The sequence below is a fragment of the Chitinophaga deserti genome, assembly GCF_003149455.1.
Taxonomy (GTDB): domain Bacteria; phylum Bacteroidota; class Bacteroidia; order Chitinophagales; family Chitinophagaceae; genus Chitinophaga; species Chitinophaga deserti.
Map to the genome: position 1 here is coordinate 284,674 of NZ_QFFK01000003.1, position 23,391 is coordinate 308,064.

A 23,391-nucleotide genomic window follows, 5' to 3' on the forward strand; every position below is an offset into this window, starting at 1 on the left:
AATAATTATACTTATTTATCTATATATAAATACGAAAGGCAGGGATATAGCCATTCATTTTGATAGAGATATGAGGGTATTTTAGTTTATGGGAATAGGTAAAATAAAGGTAGCTTTGCAAAAAATTATTGGAATGTCGACTATATCAAAATCCAAAATTGATTTGAGCCTCAAGTACAAAGTAAAAGACATGTCTTTGGCTGAATGGGGCCGTAAGGAAATTCAGCTGGCTGAAGCCGAAATGCCGGGCCTCATGGCACTGCGTGAAGAATACGGTAAATCCCAGCCCCTGAAAGGCGCCCGTATTGCAGGCTGCCTGCACATGACGATCCAGACTGCCGTATTGATCGAGACCCTCGTGGCCCTCGGCGCGGAAGTTCAATGGAGCTCCTGCAACATCTTCTCTACGCAAGATCATGCCGCCGCCGCCATCGCTGCAGCAGGCATCCCCGTATACGCCTGGAAAGGCCTGAATGAAGAAGAATTTAACTGGTGCATCGAACAAACCCTGTTTTTCGGCAGCACCGACCGTCCGCTGAATATGATCCTCGATGATGGTGGCGACCTCACCAACATGGTGTTCGACGTTTATCCCGAGCTGATCCAGCACATTAAAGGTCTCAGCGAAGAAACCACTACCGGTGTTCACCGCCTGTACGAGCGTATGAAAAATGGCACGCTGCCCATGCCCGCCATCAATATCAACGACTCCGTTACCAAGTCCAAATTCGATAACAAATACGGTTGCCGCGAATCCTGTGTAGACGCTATCCGCCGTGCTACCGACGTAATGATCGCAGGTAAGGTTGCCGTTGTTGCCGGTTTCGGCGACGTAGGTAAAGGCTCCGCAGAATCTCTCGCTGGTGCCGGTGCCCGTGTAATCGTTACCGAAATCGACCCCATCTGCGCCCTTCAGGCTGCAATGGAAGGTTACGAAGTGAAGAAAATGAGCGATGCCGTGAAAGAAGCCGATATCATTGTAACCACCACCGGTTGCCGCGATATCATCACCGGCGAGCACTTCAAAGCCATGAAAGATAAAGCCATTGTGTGCAACATCGGCCACTTCGACATCGAGATCGACGTTGCCTGGCTGAACACCAACTACGGCAATACCAAAGTGGAAATCAAACCGCAGGTAGACAAGTACACCATCAATGGTAAGGACATTATCCTCCTCGCTGAAGGCCGCCTTGTAAACCTCGGCTGCGCCACCGGCCACCCTTCTTTCGTAATGTCTAACTCCTTCACCAACCAGACCCTCGCCCAGCTCGAGCTCTGGCTGAATACTGACAAGTACGAAAACAAAGTGTACGTTCTCCCCAAGCACCTCGACGAAAAGGTTGCCCGCCTCCACCTGAAGAAAATCGGCGTGGAACTGGACGAACTCACTTCCGCACAATCCGAATACCTCGGCATCCCTGTCGAAGGTCCCTTCAAACCGGAATACTACCGTTACTAATCACGGTTTTACCGATATCGAAAAGCAGCCTCCCGCAAAGAGGCTGCTTTTTTTATGCAGTCAGTACTATTCATCATCCCGCTAACAGCGCTCATCATTTTTATCCCGCTTCCTGCGATGATCCTCCTGCATAAATCGTAATTTTGCGGCATGACTAAGCTGAGTGTTAACATCAACAAGTTTGCCACCCTGCGTAACGCCCGCGGTGGCAACCTTCCGGATATTCTGAAAGTTGCGAAGGACTGTGAAAACTTCGGTGCGGATGGCATTACCGTTCACCCCCGGCCCGATGAGCGTCATATCCGTTACCAGGACGTACGGGAGTTGAAGCCGCTCGTTACCACCGAGTTCAATATCGAAGGCTACCCCTCTACCGACTTTATGGATCTCGTTCTGGAAGTGAAGCCCGAACAATGCACCCTCGTTCCCGATCCGCCGGGAGTTATCACTTCCAACACCGGCTGGGATACGGTTCAGTACCAGTCTTTCCTGACCGATGTAATCTCCACACTGAAAGCTGCCGGCATCCGGGTATCCATTTTCCTCAATGCCGATGTGAGCAAAGTAGAAGGCGCCAAAGCCGCAGGAGCCGACCGTATCGAGCTGTATACCGGCCCTTATGCGGAAGAATACGCTAACGCACGCACGCAGCCGCAAAACTTCAGGCTGTTTAACGATTATAAAAACACTGCCTTCGCAGCATCAGATATGGGTCTGGAAATCAATGCCGGTCACGATCTTAATCTCGAGAACCTTCGCTTCTTCAAACTGCACATCCCGCAACTGAAAGAAGTATCCATCGGTCACGCACTCGTTTGCGACGCACTGTACTTCGGCCTGGAAAATACCATCCAGCTGTACAAGCGCCAACTGCAGGACTAACGCATACGCTACAAAATATAAAGGGCCGCCTCATATGTTTGCAAAAACACAGAGGCGGCCCTTTTAAAATTGTATCAGCCTGCAACTATCCGCTTACTGCTCTTCCCTCCTACAATCCTTTGTTTGAGGTAATATTATATTGGATTTATTGCCCCAACCTTCATCGATCCTCCATCCATCCTCCATCCATCTTCAGCAATGGCAAGGGTTGATGGAGGTTGGATGGAGGTTGGATGGAGGATTGCAGGTAATTAAATGATATTGAGTGGGTTGTGATATTACAAAAATCACCTATAAAGCAGATAGTATGGTAGTAAATTAACTCAAAATATTTACCGTAGGATGCTGGCTACTCTCATTCCTGTAAACCCGTCAACCTTTAATGTCTTTCCAGCCTGACTTCCGGTAAGATCCATACAACAGATACAGTGCCGAGCCAGACAATAAAGCAAAACAGCACAGCATCCCGAAATATAGACCTCCACTGCCTTTCCCTACAAGCCCCAGTATAAAATGCGCCAGGCCAATAAACCCGGGTACCGTCATTACGAGAACATTCCGCAGCAACCTTCCCGTATTACCGGAGAGATCCGGGGCGGCGGAAAAAGGTAACTCCCGAAGGATAATGAGCGCATAAATCAAACTGATCACCAGCACATTAATAAACCCGACTATCAGGTCCGGAATTATCCGGACTCCCCAAATGACACCTGCAACCAGAGAGATGATAATATAAAATGGTAGGAGAAATTTCACCAGCGCAGCCTTCCATGCGCCAACCAAAACATGACCCGGCGTTTCAAGGGGCGAAACGAAATATACCCAGGCAGCTTTATAATTATCGGAAAAAACGAGGTGAGATAATGCCGTGATAAATACGAAGCTGGTCAGGTATATCAGGAACAGATAGATGGGCGTTTCCCGTATCTGGTCCCAGTTTTTAACTCCCATTCCCCCCTCGGAGAAAAAGAAAACGCCTACGCACATTACGATCACATAAGCTACGGAAGGATATACTTTCAGCTTAAACTCACGCGTGCGGCTGGTTAATAACCAAGCAAGCTCAAACGACAGTCTTTCATGCCCGTTTCTGGTAAAAACACCAGCCACCCTTTTGTAATAGGGTACTCCCCCATCCTCTTTCTTCACCTTTTTCACCACCTGAGGTGCAGTGTCACTCCCCCCCATTGCTGCAATTTTTCGGTTGAAGCTTGGAGCAAGAAAGCGCGCCACCACCCAGAGGCACAAAACAGGCGTCAGGAAAGTTAATGCCAGATCAACCCCCATTCCCGGTTGCCAGCCAACTAATGGCCATGTAAACACACGGGCAAACCACCAGGTAGGCGCAAATGGTAACCAGGGATAATCTCCGTTATTGAACGCACCCTCGATCTCAATGTTCCGCAGCGCCCTTGGACCCAGAAAGTACACGCCAAACATCACAACAGAAAACGCTATCTGCATGGAATTAATCACCTCCTTGAACTTCTCGGCAGAGGTAATTCTCAACACCAGCAGATACGCGGTATTGATAACGAATATAGCCAGGAATGTAAGCAGCAAAGCCAGAAGCCAGAACCACAGCGCAGGTAAAACACCATACAGGATGCCGATAAATATGATCGGAGAAAGGCTCATGGGCACTGCGATCTTCGAAATATGCAAGGCTATATGCAAAAGCCTGCTCACTACAAGGGTACGGTCGCTCACAGGGCGTGGCAGCAGAATGTAGTTATCCCGGGGATCGATCAGCACGAAGGAAAAATCCGTGATCAGTGTAATGCACATGGTCAGCAGATAAGCCGAAAACCAAAGGAAAGATTGTAACCGGATATCATCGCCCACCGAAAAAACCGACAGGTAAACCATCCCGATAAAAAATGAAAGCACCATCGTATAAATGGCGCTGTTCTTTACAACCTTTGTGCTTTGCCGCGATCCCCTGTTGTAAATATTTGGCCTCCGGTCGTCTATCGTCAGCTTCGTGTGCAGGATGATCCGTAGTTGGTCCACATTCACTCCCAGCGCACGCCAAAGGGGGTTAAACAGCGATACCATCGCCAGCATAATCTTATTCATGGGCGAAGTGTATTTATTGCCCGAAGGCGTTCATGAACTGATCAGCCTGTTCGCTCAGCTGTTGTTTACCAGTCAGGCGGGCAAATACCTGTTCCAGTGTTTCCGAACCGGTTTGCTGCAGGTCCCGGAAAGTACTGTCGGCCACAATACGCCCTTCGTCAATGAGCACTATCCTGTCGGCCACCTTTTCCACCACATCCATCATATGAGAGCAGTAGAAAATGGTTTTATGTTCTTTCTTCAGCAGGGTAATGATTTCCTTAACGATGATTACTGCATTGGCATCAAGGCCGGAAAGCGGCTCATCGAGAATCACGATCTGTGGGTTATGCAGCAGTCCGGAAATGATCAGTACTTTCTGACGCATGCCTTTGGAGAAGGTATCCATGCGCTGGTCTTTGTTCTCCAGTAGTCCGAAAGCCTGCAGCATTCGCTGCCCACGCTCTGTAATGATATTATCATCCAGCCCGTAAAGCTTCCCGGTAAAAGACAGGTACTCCATGGGGGTGAGTACTTCGTAGATCTCTGCGTTTTCAGGTACGTAGCCCGTCTGCGCTTTTACCGCCAGGGTACTCTGCCGCATATCGTGCCCCAGCACACTTACTTCCCCTTCAAAATCTCCAAGGAGACCGATAAGTATCTTCACGGTGGTGGATTTACCTGCACCATTGGGCCCGATATATCCGATCACTTCTCCGGGATGCACTTCCAGGTTTATGTCTTTCAATACCTGTTTGGTACCGAAGTTTTTATTCAGATTCTTTATGGAGATAACAGGTTGCATAATTTGTTGTGTTAAGCTGGCTGCATGGTGTGCTGTCAGCGTTTATCGAAAATACCGATTCCCGCCCATTGTTGCAATGAAATACTGCAGCCGATGTGATGAAAGCCTATTGCGCGTTGATACCAGCTGCGCGCATAACGTATCTGAATCTTTTTTACCACAATGCCCACACCCAGAGAGAAACCGCTTAGTCCGCGGCGTTCCGGTAACGACAACTCCTGCCTGCGCAGGTGATTGTAAGCTCCGGTTACTTCAAGATATTTCCCGATGTTCCATTGTGCGGCCAGTACAAAATGCCGGAAAAGATTATCAATGCCACCGCCTCCTGCCCGCAGGGTGTCTCCATTCTCTATCCTGATATCTTCTCTCAGATCGGGACCAGCGTATCTTATATCGAACTGGTGGAGGTGGTGAATGGTGGCAGACAACTGGATAGGCACATGCTCCAGCCGCTTCGAAATACCTATCTGCAGATCGAAAGGCAGGGTGGCATTTTCAGTTGCTGAATATTTGGTGAACTGAGTTCCCATATTCGTGGCTACGAGCCCTGCCTGCCACCCGCGTGCGGTATCGGAAAAAGTTATGCCTACATCGGCAGCAAGCCCGGCAGACCGGTAATCGAAATACCTGGAGCGGATGTATTTGAGGGTGAGACCATAGTGCCATTTCTGAAGATAACGGCGCGATGCGGTTACCTGGAAAGTGAAATCAGCCGGACGAAAGGTGCCCAGCACATTCCCCGTAACATCTGTATGCTGTATATTCCCGTAATCGACATACTGCAGGCTGGCGGCGAAAGAAGTAGCGAGTTTGGGTGCATACATCCCGAAACCTGCATGCCCGTATTTAATCCCCCCGTTGTATCCGGCCATATTTACCTGTAGCTGTCCTCCCATTTCTGGTCGTAACAAGGCAGGATTAAGCAGGGCCGTACTCAGGTCGTTCCCCTGAATGGCAACGTTAACCCCTCCCAGCGCGGTGATCTGTGGCGATGGCGGCAGCTCCAGGAAGCCATACGATTGCCTCCCTCCCAGCACCTGGGCTGATACGGCAAAGGGCAAAAACAGCCATATGATAAGGAAACGGTATTTCACAGGGAGCTTACTGCAGATTTATTGCCGGTAAGTTACGGATAGAAGTACATAAAAAGAATAGAGCCATCCTATCACAGATGGCTCTATTCAAACCCTTAAACAATCAACATGCGCTCACTCTTTTAAAGTGAACATGGTAGCACGGCTGCATCAGGAGTAACGCTCCGTGCGTTCTACCTCCTTAATAACGCAGATTCGAGCACTTGGTTCATTTCGCGCACATAATGAAATTTCAAGCCCTTGATATAATCGGGGTTGATGTCTGCAATGTCTTTCTCGTTCTGCCAGCAAAGGATAATTTCCTTAATACCGGCACGTTTGGCGGCAAGAATCTTCTCCTTGATACCGCCTACGGGCAGTACCTGTCCGCGCAGTGTGATCTCACCCGTCATAGCCATGTAAGGTTTTACGCGGCGGCCGGTAAACAACGATGCCAGGGCAGTAAGCATGGTAACGCCTGCACTGGGACCATCCTTCGGCACAGCCCCTTCCGGAACGTGAATATGAACGGTTTTCTGCTGGAATACTTTCGGATCGATCTTGAAGTTTTGCGCATTGGCCTGCAACCAGCTAAGCGCTGTTACAGCCGATTCCTTCATCACATTACCCAGGTTACCGGTCAGCTTGAGTTCTCCCTTACCGTCGGAGAGGCTGGATTCGATGAAAAGGATATCGCCCCCTACGTACGTCCAGGCCAGGCCTACTGATACACCGGGAGGATTGCCTGTTTTATAGATCTCGTTTGAATATTTCGGTTTACCCAGCGCCTTGATCACCCTTTCTTCTGTCACGGCTTCTTTGGGCATGGTTCCCATGGCCACATCTTTGGCGAGGTTACGCATAATAGCAGCAAACTGCCGGTCCAGCTCACGCACACCGCTTTCACGGGTATAGTTGGCGATCACTTTCTCGATCACTTTATTGGCAAACGTCAGTTTTACATTGGCAAGGCCATGTGCTTCCTTCTGTTTGGGAATCAGGTGTCGCTTGGCGATCTCTACCTTTTCTTCAATGGAATACCCGCTGAGATCGATGATCTCCAGCCTGTCGCGCAGGGCCATAGGGATGGCGCCAAGGTTATTGGCGGTGGCGATGAAGAGTACCTTACTCAGGTCGTACTCCAGCTCCAGGTAGTTATCGTAAAAGGTACTGTTCTGCTCGGGGTCCAGCACTTCCAGCAGGGCGGATGCAGGATCGCCACGGTGGTCGCTGCCGATCTTATCGATCTCATCGAGGATCATCACCGGGTTGGAAGACTTCACCTTACGGATTGTTTGCAGGATACGGCCGGCCATGGCGCCGATATAGGTTTTACGGTGACCACGGATCTCACTTTCATCGTGCAGCCCGCCGAGGCTGAGGCGCGCATATTTACGGCCTATAGCATTGGCGATGGAGCGACCCAAAGAAGTTTTACCAATACCGGGAGGGCCCACAAAGCAGAGGATGGGCGATTTCATATCACCTTTCAGTTTCAGCACTGCCAGATATTCGAGAATACGGTCCTTGATCCGGTCCATACCGTAATGATCATGATCCAGTACTTTCTTTGCCTTTTTGAGGTCGTACCTGTCTTCGGTATAATCCAGCCAGGGCAGGTCCAGCATCAGATCGAGGTGGTTATAAACCACGGAATAATCCGGTGTGCTGGGGTGCATGCGCTCCAGTTTCTCGATGCCTTTGGTGAAAAGCTCTTTCGCTGCTTCCGGCCATTTCTTGGATTCGGACTTGCGCAGCATTTCCTTGATCTCGCGATCGTTGGAATCACCGCCCAGCTCTTCCTTGATAGATTTCATCTGCTGCTGCAGAAAGTAATCGCGCTGCTGCTTATCGAGGTCCTGCTTGGTTTTGTTGTTGATCTTATTCTTCAGCTCCGCCAGTTGCAATTCCATCTGCAGCATTTTCATGAGCAGTTCTGCACGCTGGTGGAGATTGTTGATTTCCAGTATGCGCTGCTTTTCCTTTACATCGCTGTTCAGGTTGCTGGATACGAAGTGAATGAGGAAAGGAGCGTTTTCAATATTCTTCAGAATAATGCTGGCTTCAGAAGGCAGGTGCGGACTGAGTGCAATGATTTGCCCTGCCAGGTCTTTGATTGAAGAAACATAGGCATCAAACTCAGAGTCGTTGTTATCCACTTCATCCTGCAATATTTCGTATTTGGTTTTGAAGTATGGGTCTTCACTAACGATCTCTGTGATTTTGAACCTTTTGCGGCCCTGAATGATGATGGTGGTGCCACCATCTGGCATTTTGATCAGCTTCACGATTTTAGCCACGGTGCCCACTTCGTTCAGGTCGTTCACACCGGGTTCTTCTACGTTACTGTCTTTTTGTGCGACAACGCCGATCATTTTGTCAGTTTTGTACGCATCGTTAACCGCCTTGATCGACTTATCTCTCCCTACGGTAATGGGAAGTACTACACCGGGGAAAAGTACTGTATTGCGGAGCGGCAAAAGGGCCAGCTCATCAGGTATTATGTCTTCTTCCTGTCCATCTCCGTCTTCATTAAGAGGTATGATGGGCATAAATTCCATCTCTTCCTCTGTATTACCCAAGAAAAATGTATTCATCTGTCAGTTTTAAGTATCGGGACAGAATGGCAGGATTCCCCCCATAAATGCCCCTGAAAATAGAACATGGCTATATAGTCAATATTAATGCCATTGCTGCAGGTGTGCCAAAATAGGAAACGCAGGAAGGGGGTGCGGGGTTGCCCCGGGCAAAAAAAAGACCGCCCCGTTTCCGGGAGCGGTCATCGCTCAGTTGTAGGTAAACACTAAAGGGTAATACCTACGCCTAATTGAATAGATTGATTCTTCCACTTTTCGGAGTTGGTACCGTCGGCGATAGTAATATCGTTTACGTTGGACAGGCCGATTACGTAACGGGCGCTGATGTTAACGATGGGGAGCTGGAGCCAGAGGCCGCCTACTGCACCGAAGTCGCCACCTTTAAACGCTTCTTTTCCTTCCTCGAAAACGTTCCGTTTCTTGCTGGTCATGATACTGAACTGGGGGCCTACCTGCAGTTTAAAGCGGGGAGATCCGAGGTCGATATTAGCCAGTACCGGGATGGAAAGATAATCCAATTTCGGTTTATTCTCATTTACCTGGCTCAGTTCGTATTCTGTCTGGAATTCGCCGGTGTTCTTTACTTCAGTTTTGGAGCTGGAGTAGATGAGTTCGGGCTGGATGCCGAAACCTTTCATCAGGTTGATCTGGGCAAAGCCACCCAGATGCCATCCCAGTTTAAATGCGTCATCATATCCGGTACCATCGATCTTGCCCAGGTTGGCGCCACCTTTGATACCAAAACGTACCATTTTTTGTGCTTTGGCGGAGGATACGGTTAAGCCGGTTATAACGGCAAGGGCCAAAAACAGTTTTTTCATATCAGATATTTGTTTAGTGTTAAGCAGCTTATTTTAATCTTGATCTGTTGATAATGAAGCCTTTCCAATTACTTTAAAGACGTGCTTCAGGGCATTTACCCCTACGCATGTTGCAAATTCCATGCTAAAAGCATTGCGCTGCTCTTTATCAGAAAGTTACGCTTACACTGGCGGTGAAATACCCCGCCACACCCGTATCCGGGCCCTGCAGCATTTTAAAGAGGGTGAACGACGGAGATATGGCGAACCTGCCGATGATGTAAGAAACCCGAAGCCCCAGGTCTGCAGCCCGTGGCTTAAAAGCACTCCCGTCGGACAAGACGGTTTCTGTTTCAGTTTCTGTTCCCGGCTGCGGCCCCTGCTGCCCGCCATTACCATTGCCATTCCCGTTACCATTCCCCCGTCCGTTGTTCCTTTTTTCGTTGAACTTTTTGATGGCATTACCGCGGGTAGCGTAGCGGAAGCTCTTCATATTGCTGAAATACCTCGCCGTACCGGTGGTGAGCCCCATCACCGGCATAATAAGCAGCCCGTCGTCTGCCGTGATCACATCCATGAAAACAAAAGGATGCCGCACATCTACAATCACATTGAAATCGCTGCCGCGTTCGTTAGTAATCACACCGGCTTCTTCCTGTCGGTAGCTCCCGAAGCCATAATCGAGGCTCAGGCCCGGCTGCAGCCACCATTTGCGGTAAATGAAATATGCATACAGTTCGTTTTTAATGGGGGTTTGGGGTACATCGGAACTATCTGCATAAATATATCGCGTATAGGAAATTCCGGTGAGCAGGTCGCGGTTTCTCGTATAGTCGTATCCGGCACTGAGGTCCAGCTCAAACCAGGGTTTGCGGTCTGCACCCAGCAGGTAATATGCACCCGCTGTGGCAAAAAGCCCGCTTTTATGCGTGTAGTTGACAGACGGGGAAAGGAATGGCTTCATATCTATAGGCCGGAAAGCATCTGCCGCTTTACCGCCATAAGCGGGGTTATTCCCGAAGCCTAATGCCACGGTTACCTCACTTTTATAACGGCTGTCCAGCAACGAGTCCAGCTCGCGCTCCAGGTCGGCCAGCGTTTGTGCATAGCAGGTTGCTGCCGGGAGCAGCAAACACAGTGTAACGATGATCAGGTTTTTCATCGCCCGCAAGTTAAGGATTCTTAAACAAGCTCGATCACGGTGATTTCCGGCAGGATGCCCACCCGGCCGGGATAACCCAGGAAGCCAAAGCCACGGTTCACATAAAGGCGCTGTTTACCTTCTTCATAAAGGCCTGCCCACTGGCGGTAGATGTATTGCGCGGGGCTCCATTTGAAGAAAGGAATTTCAACACCGAACTGCATGCCGTGGGTATGCCCTGCCAGCATGAGGTCGATATCCGGGTAGGAAGGTCGAACCTCACCGTCCCAATGGGTGGGATCGTGCGAGAGCAGGATCTTGAAGGGAACCGCTTCTGTACCGGCATAGGCGGCCTTCATATCCCCAAGGCGGGGAAAGCGGGGGTTGATGCTCCAGTTTTCGACGCCTATGAGGGCGATCTGGTCACCATCCTTTTCCAGTATCCTGTTTTCGTTCATGAGGAGGCGCCAGCCCATTTTGGCATGGATGCCTTTAAGCGTTTCCAGGTTCTGGGCTTTGAGGCGGGAACGGCGGTTGTTATCATAATCGGGCCAGGGGTAATAGTCACCGTAATCGTGGTTCCCGAGGGTGGAATACACGCCGAAGGGGGCTTCTATCTTGTTGAACACATCTATGTAATCGTCCATTTCAATGGAGCGGTCGTTCACCAGGTCGCCCGTAAAGAGCACAAGATCAGGCTTTTGTGCCTGAATAAGCTCAACGCCGCGCATAACGGCTTCCTTATCGTTGAAGGATCCGGAATGGATATCCGACAGCTGCACGATTTTGAGCCCTTTAAAGGCGGCGGGCAGGTTAGGATAGGCAAGCCGCAGTTTACGGACGTGGTAGTTGTATTTGTTGGAAAGGCCGTACAGGAGGGTGCCCATAAGGGTGCCGCCCAGCAGGAAGCCCGATTTCATAAGGAACCCTGAACGCGACATGCCGTTCACTTCCCGGTTGGCGGTAACTGCAGCAGCTACTGCCGGTGCGGAACGGAACTTTTCCACCACCCACATCACCGCACGGCGGCCATCATCGATGAGGAGGAAGAGAACTACCATCAGTTTTGAGAAGGAAAAGGAGAAGGCGAAGGTGAGGTAGTAAGCACGGGCCTGCATGAACCTTGCCCAGGGAATTTTGCCATAGAAAACGATGGATGCCATAACTACTGCGCAAAGTACCCAGTAAAGGCCGAACACGATTGTCCGGATCCTGGGAGCAGCGTTGACAAGGAGGGCACGGAGGGCGAAAAAGACGTAGGCGTCTATTGCCAGCATGATCAGAACAAGGAGTATGGTAGATAGTAAGTTTGGTCCGGCTCGCATAAAACTTTATGAATCAATGATTTTAATAATTGAAGCAATCGGTGAAATTAGCACAATTGGCTTGTTTAGGATGGCTTCCGTGGTAAAGTAGACGGTTATGTGACTAAAAAATTGCAAAAGTTGCTCAAAAAATGTGGTTTTTCCCCAGCCGGTGGTGTGAATAAATAAATAGGGGGCTTTCCCCATTTTTAGGCGATTCGTTGTATTTTTGTCCGATTAGGTCATAATAATCTATTATTGCAATATGAAGTTCACCTATTACGGTCACTCCAGTTTTGCTGTGGAAGTGAAGGGAAAGAAGATTGTGTTTGATCCGTTTATCACGCATAATGAGCTGGCAAAGTCGATAGATGTCGACCGTATTGAGGCCGATTACATATTTGTTTCTCACGGGCATAATGATCATGTGGCCGACCTTATGGGGCTGGCAAAACGTACCGGGGCTACCGTGGTGGGAGCTTATGAACTCACGGAGTGGGTACAGAAGCAGGGGCACGAAAATGTGCATCCTATGAACACCGGAGGGAAATGGGCATTTGATTTTGGTACGGTAAAATGTACCGTAGCGCATCACTCCAGTGGTTTACCCGACGGCAGTTACGGCGGCAACCCCATGGGTTTCCTTTTTATGACCGGAGAGGGTAATTTTTATTACAGCGGGGATACGGCTTTAACATTCGACATGGAACTGATCCCCCGGTGGGCGAAGCTCGACTTTGCAGTATTGCCCATAGGAGACAACTTTACGATGGGTGTGGAAGACGCTACCATCGCAGCAGAGTTTATTGAATGCCAACGCATTATAGGAGCTCATTACGACACATTCGGATATATCAAGATCGATAAGGCGGCTGCCGTTAAGCAGTTTGAAGCAGCGGGGCTAACCCTGTTGCTGCCGGCAATTGGTGAAACCATCAATGCCATCGCCTGATATCCTATTTAATCCTATTAAACCTGGAATTTAAGACAAGACAATGGCAAGAATCATCGCAATCGCCAATCAGAAAGGGGGCGTGGGGAAAACTACCAGCGCTATCAACCTCGCCAGCAGCCTGGCAGTACTGGAGTACAAAACGCTGCTCGTGGACGCGGATCCTCAGGCTAACAGCACTACAGGGCTGGGCTTCGACCTGCGTAACATCCAGCAGAGTTTGTATGACTGCATGGTGAACGACGTGCAGGCCCGGGATGTAATCCTGGAATCCGACACGCCTAACCTGAAAGTACTGCCTTCGCACATCGACCTGGTAGGCGCAGAGCTGGAACTGATCAACCACCCCAACCGGGAACGGGTGATGAAACAGGTGATCGATGCCGTGAAAGACGAATATGACTTTATCATAGTAGACTGCTCCCCTTCCCTGGGCCTGATTACCGTGAACGCCCTTGTGGCCTCTCATTCCGTAATCATCCCCGTACAGTGCGAGTTCTTCGCCCTGGAAGGTTTGGGTAAACTCCTCAACACAATCAAAATCGTGCAAAGCAGGCTGAATACCGAACTGGAAATAGAGGGCATCCTCATGACCATGTACGACGGCCGTCTCCGCCTGAGCAACCAGGTGGTAGACGAAGTGAAGCAACACTTCGAGGAAAGCGTTTTCAATACCATCATCCACCGCAACACCAAACTGGGTGAAGCTCCCAGCTTCGGAAAGTCAGTTATCATGTACGATGCCATGAGCACCGGTGCAATTAACTATCTGAACCTGGCGAAGGAGATACTGCAGAAGCACAACTTTACCAAGATCAATCAAGAAGACAAAATATTAGCTATTAACGATGACCAATCCGAGTAAGAAAGAGGCGTTGGGGAAAGGCATCCGCTCGCTGTTACAGAACATAGACACAGACCTGAAGCAAACCACCGGGGCATTAGCCGAACAGGTGGTGGCACAGGCTACCGGTATCGAGCGGATCCCGCTTGACCTGATTGAGATCAATCCCAAGCAGCCCCGCCGCGATTTCGATGAGCAGGCCCTGCAGGAACTCAGCCAGTCCATCAAGCTGCACGACATCATACAGCCCGTAACCGTTTCCCGCATCGGTAAGAAATACCAGCTGATTGCAGGGGAACGCCGTTTCCGCGCCAGTAAGATGGCCGGGCTGAAAGATATTCCCGCGTATGTACGGCAGGCTAATGACCAGGAACTCCTGGAGCTGGCCCTGCTGGAAAACCTCCAGCGTGAGAACCTTAACGCCATCGAAATTGCCCTCAGCTACAAACGCCTCATGGAGGAGATCGACCTCACCCAGGAGCAGGTAGCAGAAAGGATGGGCAAGGAAAGGAGCACCGTTACCAACTACATCCGACTGCTGAAACTGCCACCAGATATCCAGGTTGCAGTACGCAATAATAAACTCAGTATGGGCCACGCCCGTACCCTCATCGGTGTTGAAAATGTGGAGCAGCAGCTCTTCGTATTCAGCGAAATCATGAAGAACGGCCTGTCCGTTCGCCAGACCGAAGAGCTCGTACGCAAAGTGAACCAGAACTCCGATAAGGGAACTTCGAAAAAACCGGCTAAAAACCTCCTGCCGCCGGCTTACCAGAAAATCCAGGACAACCTTGCCACGCACTTTGCCACCAAAGTAAACCTGGCGAGGGGAAAAAACGGGAAGGGAAACATCCAGATCGAATTCTATTCTGATGAAGAACTGGACGCCATTCTGGAAAAATTATCAATGTAAGGTGAAAAATAGCGTCCGCTACCTGCTTTACTGCCTTTTGCTCCTGCCGTGTGCAGGTGCTTACGCCCAGGCAGATACTACCGGCAACCGCACGATCATGGACTCGCTGAAACGCCAGGCCGCCGCGCGCGATACCGTGTATGCCAGCGTGGAAGACAGTATCGTCGCTAACTACAAACCGCTCCACAGCCCCCGCAAAGCGGCCTTCTACTCCGCCGTGCTCCCGGGCTTAGGGCAGATCTATAACCGCCAGTACTGGAAGGTACCCGTTGTATATGCCGCCCTCGGTGTATCTACCGGGGTTTTCGTCTGGAATATGGACAAGTACCGCGAGTTCAGGGATGCTTACCGCACCCGTATCGCCAACCGCGACAACCCGGATTACGTGGACCCGCATAAGCTCTACAGCGATCAGGACCTCCGGTACCTCCGCGATGCTTACCGGCAGTATGTCGACTACTCCGTACTGGTTTTTGTGGCGGCATATGCGCTCAATATCGTGGATGCCACTGTGTTTGCGCACCTCCGGCAGTTCGATATCTCCAACGATCTGAGCCTCCGTATCAGCCCCCGCCTGCTCAATAACAGGCAGCTGGGCGTAGGGCTTACCCTCACCCTCAACCCGCGCGGTTCGCGCCAGGGAGGGTTTTCTTTCTAATATTCACAGTATCCATCTTTCTGATATGAAAATCGCATTAATAGGGTATGGTAAAATGGGTAAAGCCATTGAAGCCATCGCCATCAGCCGCGGCCACGAGATCGTTCACCGCATAGACATCAACAGCAGCCACCTCCTGGAAAAAGATCAACTCTCCCAGGCCGATGTTGCCATTGAGTTCACCACTCCCGAAACCGCCTATTCCAACATCCTCAAGTGCTTTGAAGCGGGTGTGCCCGTTATCTGCGGCACCACGGGCTGGCTGGAAAAACTGCCGGAAGTGAAAGCCACCTGCCTCGAAAAGCACCAGGCTTTCCTTTATGCCAGCAACTTCAGCATCGGCGTAAACATCTTCTTCGCCCTCAATAAGAAACTTGCCGAACTGATGGCCGGCCAGACGTCTTATACCGTGCAGATGGAAGAGATCCATCATACCCAGAAGAAAGATGCCCCTTCGGGTACTGCCATAACCCTGGCTGAGCAGATCATTGCACAGCTGCCTGGTAAAAACGGCTGGGTAAACGAGGCTTCGCACGACCCTTCCCAGCTGTATATCCATTCCAAACGCATCGATCCTGCGGCAGGTACGCATATTATTGATTACCATTCCGCTATCGATGATATCACCATAACCCATACTGCACACTCCCGCGAGGGCTTTGCTGCGGGCGCGGTAACGGCTGCAGAGTGGCTGAAAGGCAAAAAAGGCATTTTCACCATGAGTGATGTACTCAGCCTCTAAAACCTGCCGGACCGGTAAAACCGCCGGTTTTTGTTATATTTGTACAATTGAGAGTGCAAAAATCACAGGAGACTACGGAATATGCTGTCTAAAAAAACACAATATGCATTCCACGCCTTAATTTACCTGGCGGAGAATGTCGACAAAGGGCCTATACTAATTTCTGAAATCGCTTCAGAGAAAAGCATTTCCATCAAGTTTCTGGAGAACATCCTGCTGGAGCTGAAGAATGCCGGTATTTTGGGCAGCAAGAAGGGAAAAGGAGGTGGATATTACCTCATGCGTACCCCCAAGGAGATTCCTTTGGCACGCATCATCCGCCTGCTGGACGGGCCAATCGCCCTCCTGCCCTGCGTGAGCCTCAACTATTACGAGCGCTGCGAAAACTGTAAGGATGAAGCCATCTGCGGCCTCCATGAAGTAATGAGCAAAGTGCGCGACGCTACGCTTAAACTGCTGGAAAACAAATCTTTAAAAGATATCCTCACAAGAGAGTAATAACATTCTCAGGGTTATAAGTACAGAGGCTGTATCGATGCGATACAGCCTCTTTTTTTACATTTCTGCCAACCTGGCCTGTCGAAAAGCAATCTGGGATGAAAACGAACTGGAATTTCCCCGAAATGCTAATAACCCATCTACAAGACATAGAAATCTACCTGTAAATCTGCAACTGGAAGTTATCCGGAGTGTGTATAGTCTAAAACAGGGACATCCATTCCCAATGGGTAAAGTTAATGCGAGCCTCTTTTAAGTTACCTTTAAGCCAACCCTAAGCTACCTCTAAGCTACCCTTATATAGGGTATCTCAAAGGTGACTCAAAGGTGGCTCAAAGGTATCTCAAAGGTGACTCACATGACAATTATATGACAATTGGAATAGCAGATATCCTGGCTCAAATACCTGTTTAACCTAATAGTTTCCCAAATAAATTACCTCAGGCAGCGCTGTCACAATTGCCTCCTAAGCACCTCCAAAGCGTCAATTCACACCTCCCAACCGGAAAAATGCCTTTTTAAATGAGCAAATATTCACCCAAATGCGTAGAAAATACTCACTTCTAAGTATTGGAACGTGATTCCCCGCCCGGTACCTTTGTTGCACCGGATGCCACAGTCCGTTCAACGTATACCTGTTGCCATGGAAATAGCGCGCTTGCCGGCTACCCTTTGTAACGTGTATACTTTTGATTTTTACCCGCTTATATTGCTTTCGAAGAGTTTTACCAGATATGACGTTCCCCAGAAAAGTCACCGAAGAGCCCCGCAGGACGGGGCTCTTCACTTTTACAGAAAATTAGTCTATATTTTTTATAGACTTTATGTATTTTTGTAGTCTGGACACTCGGATAAGGATATGAAAGATTTAACGGGCATTATAGCCCAGCAAACAGACATCGCCACGGGAATACGCATATTAACGGAGGAATTTCCGGGAGCAGTGGTTTTTTCCACCTCCTTCGGGCAGGAAGACCAGGTGCTGGCAGACATCATCTGGAAAAACGCCCTTCCGGTGCGCGTTTTCACACTCGACACCGGCCGCCTCTTTCAGGAGACCTACGACCTCATGGACATCACCAGGGCCAGGTACAAGCAGCCGTTCGATGTTTACTTCCCTCAAACCGAAGCAGTACAAAATCTGTTAAAGGAAAAGGGTACCAACAGCTTCTACGATTCTGTAGAGAATCGCAAGGAATGTTGTCATATCCGGAAAGTAGAACCCCTCAACAGGGCTTTACAGGGCGCCAAAGTATGGATCACAGGATTGAGAGCCGAACAGAGCGATAACCGGCACGATATGCCGGTACTGGAGTGGGACGATCACCGCGGGCTGTATAAATACAACCCCCTCATTGGCTGGACCTACGAACAGATGCTGGCTTACCTGAAAGAAAAGAACGTGCCGTACAACAAACTGCATGATAAAGGTTTTATCAGCATCGGATGCGCACCCTGTACACGTGCCATTGAACCTGGAGAGCACCCACGCGCCGGCCGCTGGTGGTGGGAGCTGAGCAAAAAAGAATGCGGATTACACAGTTAGACCAACTTTTAACACCAAGATATGAGTAGCATACAATGGCAATTTCCAAGGGCCCTCGAGGACGAAGCGATTTACATCCTCCGGGAAACCGCCGCACAATTTGAGCGGCCGGCTATCCTGTTTTCAGGTGGTAAAGACTCTATCACCCTCGTGCGCCTTGCTCAGAAAGCCTTCTATCCCGGCAAAATACCCTTTCCCCTCCTCCACGTTGATACCGGGCACAACTTCCCCGAAACCATTGAGTTCCGCGACTGGCTTGTGGAAACACTGGGCCTCGAACTGATCGTCCGCAATGTGCAGGACTCCATCAATCAGGGCAAAGCGAAGGAAGAAACCGGTAAATACGCCTCCCGCAACGCATTGCAGACCGTTACCCTCCTCGATGCCATCGAAGAACTGAAATTCGACGCCTGCATCGGCGGTGCGCGACGCGATGAAGAGAAAGCCCGCGCCAAAGAACGCATCTTCTCCGTTCGCGACGAATTCGGACAATGGAACGCTAAAATGCAACGCCCCGAGCTGTTCGATATGCTCAACGGCAAAATTAATATCGGCGAAAACGTACGCGTGTTCCCCATCTCTAACTGGACGGAACTCGACGTATGGAATTATATCCGCGAAGAAGAACTGGCCATCCCCTCCATCTACTTCTCGCACGAACGCGAGATCATCGAACGCGACGGTATGTACTGGCCTTTCTCTCCCTATCTCAACACCACTGAAGAAGAAGTGCCTTTCCGTTCGAAAGTACGCTTCCGCACCGTGGGAGATATGACCTGTACCGCCGCAGTATTGTCTGAAGCCGATAAGCTGGAAGACATCATCGAGGAAATCCTCGCGGCGAAGATCTCCGAGCGTGGCGCCCGTATCGACGATAAACGATCCGAAGCCGCAATGGAAAAACGCAAACAGGCAGGCTACTTCTAATATTCACCGATAACCGCAACCCAACATATGGACGTTTTACGTATCACCACATCCGGCAGTGTAGACGATGGCAAGAGCACCCTAATCGGGCGCCTTCTGTACGACACCAAATCCATCACCCAGGATAAAATGGAAGCCCTTCAGGCGGCCAGCAAAAGAAAAGGGCTGGATTTCACGGACCTGTCGCTCCTTACAGACGGCCTTATTGCCGAACGTGAGCAGGGCATCACCATCGATGTGGCACACATCTACTTCAGCACTCCCAACCGCAAATACATCATCGCCGATACCCCCGGGCACTTCGAGTACACCCGGAACATGGTAACCGGCGCCAGCACCTCCCAGGTATCGCTCATCCTTATAGACGCCCGCAAAGGCATCGTTGAGCAAACATACCGCCACTTCTTCATCGCATGCATGCTGCGCATCCCCCACCTCGTTGTCTGCATCAACAAGATGGACCTCGTGGAGTATGACGAAGCACGCTACAACCAGATCGTGGAAGACTTCCGGCAACTGCTGCCCGGTTCTTATTACGAGAACCTGGAAGTGAAATGCATTCCCATTTCCTCCCTCTATGGCGAAAACGTAGTGACCCGTACCGAAAAGATCAGCTGGTATAAAGGCGAACCCCTGCTGGAATTCCTGGAGCAGATACAGTTTGACCGGAACGACCGGAACCATCCTGCCCGCTTCCCCATCCAGTACGTGATACGCCCTAAAACTGAGCAGTTCCACGACTTCAGGGGCTTTGCCGGTAAAATAGCCAGTGGCAGCTTTAATGTGGGCGACACCATCGTATCGCTCCCTAACGGACAAAAAAGTAAAATCAAATCCATCGAAAAGTTTGGTGAACAGCTTTCTGCCGCGCATGCAGGCGAAAGTGTTGTCATCACCCTCGAAGATGAGATCGATATCAGCCGCGGCAACATACTCGTACAGGAAGGCCAGCCCCTCCCTGAAGCACGCCGCGAAGTACAGGCACAGGTATGCTGGATGGACCAGAACAAGCTCACACCGGGCAAAACTTACCTGCTCCAGCACGGGCCTACCCGTATCAAATCAAAAGTGCAGCAGATCACCAGTGTAACCGAGGTAACAACCAACCGTGTGGAAGAAAAGAGTGAGATGGGCCTTAACGACATCGGACGCATTGTGCTGAAAACCGCACAGCCCGTATTTGCCGACACATACCAATCCAATCCTGCCAACGGCACGTTCATCCTCGTGGACGAGTTCTCGAACGCTACCGTAGCCGTAGGTTTCGTGGAATAACCTGAACCATCTGTCAACTAAAATAAAAAAGCCGGAGCCATACGCGCTCCGGCTTTACCGTTTATAGCAACTTAGCGTTTCATTTCATATCACTGGCCGTAGCACCTGCCATATCCTGTGGCGCAGGCTGTTGCTCCGGCACCTGGAGCCATACCAGTTTCACTTCCTTCTTATTCTCAGGATTCCTTTTCAGCGTTACCAGCATCCGCTTTTCCGCATTGTAGTTGGAGAACGCAAAAAGAGCCACCTGGCGGTCGGTTTCCGAATTAAATACAAAGTCACGCTGCGGTACGGGGGCCTTACCTTCCAGCGAATAGTAGAACCCGTGGCAATCCCTGATATCGCGGATAGCAGTCTGCCGCGAAGGGTCAGATGCCTTATGGCGTGCATCGAGATCATTGATGAGGATGTAACCGGGGATATAGGAGAACAGCTTGTACTGATCGCCCCACTGGAAAGGCTCATTCACGTTTTCACGGGCTTTGAGGTAAAAGGGCTTCATAATCACCCCCTGATTGATGTGCCTGCGGGGGATGATCCAGCTGTTGGTTTCCTTACCATCGCGGTCGTATTGTACTACCGCCACGTTTGCCAGCACTGTGCTCACCACGGTAGGCGTATTATTCATCATGCGGACGTGGTTATCCAGCTCTTCGAACACGATGCTGTACCCGCCGTCTTTCCTGAAAAACACATTCTGCGGTACGCCGTTGTATTCAGTTTCACTGCCGAATGCTTCCTGCTGCTTACTGTTTACATTCCAGAACACGATATCCTTTGCGAAAGATACATGCAGTGACGGGAGCTGAACCACAGAACTGCGGGTAATGATACGGGCCGTTTTCTTTTCTTCCTTTTTCACGGCCTGCAGTAAAAGCAGCTGGTGCGAAACCGGATTATACTTCACGAAAGCCCCTGTTACAGCGGCTTCTGCAGGAAAGCGCAGATCGTGGAATTTGAAAAATACCATTCCACTGTCGAGCGTGGCAAGTTTCATTACTGCACTGTCGCCCTGCTGGCCTTTATGTTCCTCCATCCCCAGGATGCAGAGTTTTTCTTCTCCGATCACTGCCATATCCCAGTAGCGGAAAGGGGCATTATTTTCGAAGTTGCGGAAACGGGCACGACTGATCTCACGATGGTTGGCGGAGTAATGTACAATCTGGTAACCGCCATCGCTTTCTTCATCGGTATTGAAATACATCCACACCGCATAACTGCCCGAGTGGGGATCGCGGATGATGAGGAAGTCGGAGCTGGCGAGGGTCTTCTTCCGCAGGTCTACCTTCTCCTGTGCCGCTACCACGGTATCTTCTTTCAACAGTCCGGTTTCGGCGCTGATGGTAAGGCGGCGTAATACAGGATAACGGTGAGAGCGGTCGCTGAGGAATATAGCGGCATCGCCGTTACCGGCTTCAAATGCGGCATCGAGGTAAGTGTTCTTATACGCCTTCCAGTCGGTTGCAGAGGGCAGCGTATCGATGCGCTGATGGGCTTTATTGAATAACTGGAACTGCACACCCTGGCGGGGAGTGAAATGCAGGAAGAGCGTATTGCCATTAGCGAGCTGGAGGATGCGCGCATTGCCTTCGCCCGGCTCCTGGAAGGAGGGGCTTTCGGCGATGGTGGTGAATTGTGCGGCGGCCTGCACGGCGCTGAAAGCGAGCAGGCAGAAAAACAATGTCTTTTTCATAGGATTGGTTTGGCAAGGCCGATACAAATATAATCTATTTATAATAAGAAAACCCCGGCAGAAATGCCGGGGCGGTACCTATAGTAGTGTTAAAATGAGATTACATGCCTTTTTGAACCCTGAGGTTTTTGAGCATATCGGCTGTCATTTTCTCCAGATCGAATTCAGGCTTCCAGTTCCAGTCGCGGGAGGCCAGCTCGTCGTTGATGCTTTTAGGCCAGCCATCGGCGATATGCTGCCGGTAGTCGGGCTCGTAGCTGATGGAGAAAGTGGGGATATGCTCACGGATGGCACCGGCTATCTCTTTAGGCGAGAAGCTCATGCCGGACAGGTTGTACCCTGAACGCACGGAGATCTTCGCATTATCGGCCTCCATCAGCTCGATGGTGGCACGGATAGCGTCGGGCATATACATCATGGGCAGATAGGTATCTTCCGACAGGAAGCACTTATAGCTGCCTTCCTCGAGGGCTTCGTGATAGATTTCCACCGCATAATCGGTGGTACCGCCGCCGGGGGCGGATTTGTAACTGATAAGGCCCGGGTAGCGCAGGGAGCGCACGTCGATACCGTACCGTGTATTGTAATATTCGCACCAGCGCTCGCCGGCGAATTTAGAGATTCCGTAGATGGTGGTAGGCTCAATGATCGTATGCTGCGGCGTTTCTTCTTTCGGGGAGTTGGGGCCGAACACGGCGATGGAGCTGGGCCAATAGATTTTATCGAGCCCTTCTTCCTTCGCGATATCGAGGACGTTGAGGAGGCTGGCCATATTGATGTTCCAGGCCAGCAGGGGGTTCTTTTCGCCGGTGGCGCTGAGGATGGCCGCAAGGAGATAGATCTGGGTGATGTTATGCCGGATCACCAACACATGGAGCATCTCCTTGTTCATCACGTCGAGCGACACGTAGGGGCCGGTACCCTTCAGCAGCTCATGCTCCTCCCGCAGGTCGGATGCAAGCACATTCGCGTCTCCATACATCTTGCGCAGGGCCAGTGTCAGTTCCACGCCGATCTGCCCGCAGGCGCCAATTACCAGTATCTTGTCTTTCTTCATATTGCCGATTGATAAAATAAGAGGTCAAATTTAGCTTCAAGTCGCAATATTACCGGAATTACCCATTCAAACAATGACAATACGATAACAATTCTACCCTGAGTGCCCCTTACTTCGTAACGGCTGCATCAGCCATGTCGGGAAATAAGCCTAATTTTGCGCCG

The 23,391-nt window shown here is 50.4% G+C and carries 20 protein-coding genes; 11 read left to right on the forward strand and 9 right to left on the reverse strand.

The window, feature by feature from the left end; genetic code table 11:
• Nucleotides 1–133 precede the first annotated feature (133 nt).
• Together ahcY and DEV76_RS08375 are read left to right on the forward strand one after the other, a co-directional pair.
• Nucleotides 134–1,462, forward strand: coding sequence for an adenosylhomocysteinase (gene ahcY / locus DEV76_RS08370; protein WP_109697110.1), 1,329 nt, complete (start codon nucleotides 134–136; stop codon nucleotides 1,460–1,462).
• A gap of 150 nt (nucleotides 1,463–1,612) precedes the next feature.
• Nucleotides 1,613–2,344 (forward strand): pyridoxine 5'-phosphate synthase, encoded by a 732-nt coding sequence (locus DEV76_RS08375; protein ID WP_109697112.1) that lies wholly within the window; start codon nucleotides 1,613–1,615, stop codon nucleotides 2,342–2,344.
• 372 nt (nucleotides 2,345–2,716) lie between these two features.
• Here DEV76_RS08375 and DEV76_RS08380 read toward each other — a convergent pair whose 3' ends face one another.
• The 7 genes from DEV76_RS08380 to DEV76_RS08410 all read right to left on the reverse strand — a co-directional run bounded on the left by DEV76_RS08380 (nucleotide 2,717) and on the right by DEV76_RS08410 (nucleotide 12,143).
• Nucleotides 2,717–4,423 carry a hypothetical protein gene (locus DEV76_RS08380; RefSeq protein WP_109697114.1) on the reverse strand — a complete coding sequence of 569 codons (1,707 nt, stop codon included), beginning with the start codon at nucleotides 4,421–4,423 and terminating at the stop codon, nucleotides 2,717–2,719.
• A 13-nt stretch (nucleotides 4,424–4,436) separates the two neighbouring features.
• On the reverse strand, nucleotides 4,437–5,207 hold the full coding sequence (locus tag DEV76_RS08385) for an ABC transporter ATP-binding protein (RefSeq protein ID WP_109697116.1): 771 nt from the start codon (nucleotides 5,205–5,207) through the stop codon (nucleotides 4,437–4,439).
• Between the two features lie 35 nt (nucleotides 5,208–5,242).
• Nucleotides 5,243–6,301 carry a type IX secretion system protein PorQ gene (gene porQ / locus DEV76_RS08390; protein WP_109697118.1) on the reverse strand — a complete coding sequence of 353 codons (1,059 nt, stop codon included), beginning with the start codon at nucleotides 6,299–6,301 and terminating at the stop codon, nucleotides 5,243–5,245.
• A 173-nt stretch (nucleotides 6,302–6,474) separates the two neighbouring features.
• A complete protein-coding gene (gene lon / locus DEV76_RS08395; protein ID WP_109697120.1) occupies nucleotides 6,475–8,877 on the reverse strand; it encodes an endopeptidase La in 2,403 nt (800 codons plus the stop codon).
• Nucleotides 8,878–9,083: 206 nt separating this feature from the next.
• Nucleotides 9,084–9,698, reverse strand: coding sequence for a porin family protein (locus tag DEV76_RS08400; protein ID WP_109697122.1), 615 nt, complete (start codon nucleotides 9,696–9,698; stop codon nucleotides 9,084–9,086).
• Between the two features lie 148 nt (nucleotides 9,699–9,846).
• Entirely contained in the window at nucleotides 9,847–10,839 is a 993-nt protein-coding gene (locus tag DEV76_RS08405) for a hypothetical protein (RefSeq protein ID WP_109697125.1), read from the reverse strand.
• A 20-nt stretch (nucleotides 10,840–10,859) separates the two neighbouring features.
• Nucleotides 10,860–12,143, reverse strand: coding sequence for a metallophosphoesterase (locus DEV76_RS08410; protein ID WP_109697127.1), 1,284 nt, complete (start codon nucleotides 12,141–12,143; stop codon nucleotides 10,860–10,862).
• A gap of 244 nt (nucleotides 12,144–12,387) precedes the next feature.
• Here DEV76_RS08410 and DEV76_RS08415 point away from each other — a divergent pair, with 244 nt between their 5' ends.
• The 9 genes from DEV76_RS08415 to DEV76_RS08455 all read left to right on the forward strand — a co-directional run bounded on the left by DEV76_RS08415 (nucleotide 12,388) and on the right by DEV76_RS08455 (nucleotide 20,477).
• Nucleotides 12,388–13,074, forward strand: coding sequence for a metal-dependent hydrolase (locus DEV76_RS08415; RefSeq protein ID WP_109697129.1), 687 nt, complete (start codon nucleotides 12,388–12,390; stop codon nucleotides 13,072–13,074).
• 43 nt (nucleotides 13,075–13,117) lie between these two features.
• Nucleotides 13,118–13,939: a ParA family protein gene (locus tag DEV76_RS08420; RefSeq protein ID WP_109697131.1), complete on the forward strand. Its 822-nt coding sequence runs from the start codon at nucleotides 13,118–13,120 to the stop codon at nucleotides 13,937–13,939.
• Nucleotides 13,923–14,831 (forward strand): ParB/RepB/Spo0J family partition protein, encoded by a 909-nt coding sequence (locus tag DEV76_RS08425; RefSeq protein WP_109697133.1) that lies wholly within the window; start codon nucleotides 13,923–13,925, stop codon nucleotides 14,829–14,831. Before DEV76_RS08420 ends, DEV76_RS08425 begins: the two co-directional genes overlap by 17 nt.
• Nucleotide 14,832: 1 nt before the next feature.
• The gene (locus tag DEV76_RS08430; protein WP_157962785.1) at nucleotides 14,833–15,489 is read left to right on the forward strand and encodes a DUF5683 domain-containing protein; all 657 of its coding nucleotides are present in this window, start codon (nucleotides 14,833–14,835) and stop codon (nucleotides 15,487–15,489) included.
• Nucleotides 15,490–15,514: 25 nt separating this feature from the next.
• Nucleotides 15,515–16,231 carry a 4-hydroxy-tetrahydrodipicolinate reductase gene (gene dapB / locus DEV76_RS08435; RefSeq protein ID WP_109697137.1) on the forward strand — a complete coding sequence of 239 codons (717 nt, stop codon included), beginning with the start codon at nucleotides 15,515–15,517 and terminating at the stop codon, nucleotides 16,229–16,231.
• Between the two features lie 81 nt (nucleotides 16,232–16,312).
• Nucleotides 16,313–16,729 carry an RrF2 family transcriptional regulator gene (locus tag DEV76_RS08440; protein WP_109697139.1) on the forward strand — a complete coding sequence of 139 codons (417 nt, stop codon included), beginning with the start codon at nucleotides 16,313–16,315 and terminating at the stop codon, nucleotides 16,727–16,729.
• Nucleotides 16,730–17,588: 859 nt separating this feature from the next.
• Nucleotides 17,589–18,275: a phosphoadenylyl-sulfate reductase gene (locus DEV76_RS08445; protein ID WP_109697141.1), complete on the forward strand. Its 687-nt coding sequence runs from the start codon at nucleotides 17,589–17,591 to the stop codon at nucleotides 18,273–18,275.
• A gap of 21 nt (nucleotides 18,276–18,296) precedes the next feature.
• On the forward strand, nucleotides 18,297–19,202 hold the full coding sequence (gene cysD / locus DEV76_RS08450) for a sulfate adenylyltransferase subunit CysD (protein WP_109697142.1): 906 nt from the start codon (nucleotides 18,297–18,299) through the stop codon (nucleotides 19,200–19,202).
• 27 nt (nucleotides 19,203–19,229) lie between these two features.
• Nucleotides 19,230–20,477 (forward strand): sulfate adenylyltransferase subunit 1, encoded by a 1,248-nt coding sequence (locus DEV76_RS08455; protein ID WP_109697144.1) that lies wholly within the window; start codon nucleotides 19,230–19,232, stop codon nucleotides 20,475–20,477.
• Nucleotides 20,478–20,556: 79 nt separating this feature from the next.
• Here DEV76_RS08455 and DEV76_RS08460 read toward each other — a convergent pair whose 3' ends face one another.
• Both DEV76_RS08460 and DEV76_RS08465 read right to left on the reverse strand, forming a co-directional pair.
• Nucleotides 20,557–22,170, reverse strand: coding sequence for a hypothetical protein (locus DEV76_RS08460; RefSeq protein WP_109697146.1), 1,614 nt, complete (start codon nucleotides 22,168–22,170; stop codon nucleotides 20,557–20,559).
• A 100-nt stretch (nucleotides 22,171–22,270) separates the two neighbouring features.
• Nucleotides 22,271–23,227 (reverse strand): NAD-dependent epimerase/dehydratase family protein, encoded by a 957-nt coding sequence (locus tag DEV76_RS08465; protein WP_109697148.1) that lies wholly within the window; start codon nucleotides 23,225–23,227, stop codon nucleotides 22,271–22,273.
• Nucleotides 23,228–23,391: the final 164 nt, after the last annotated feature.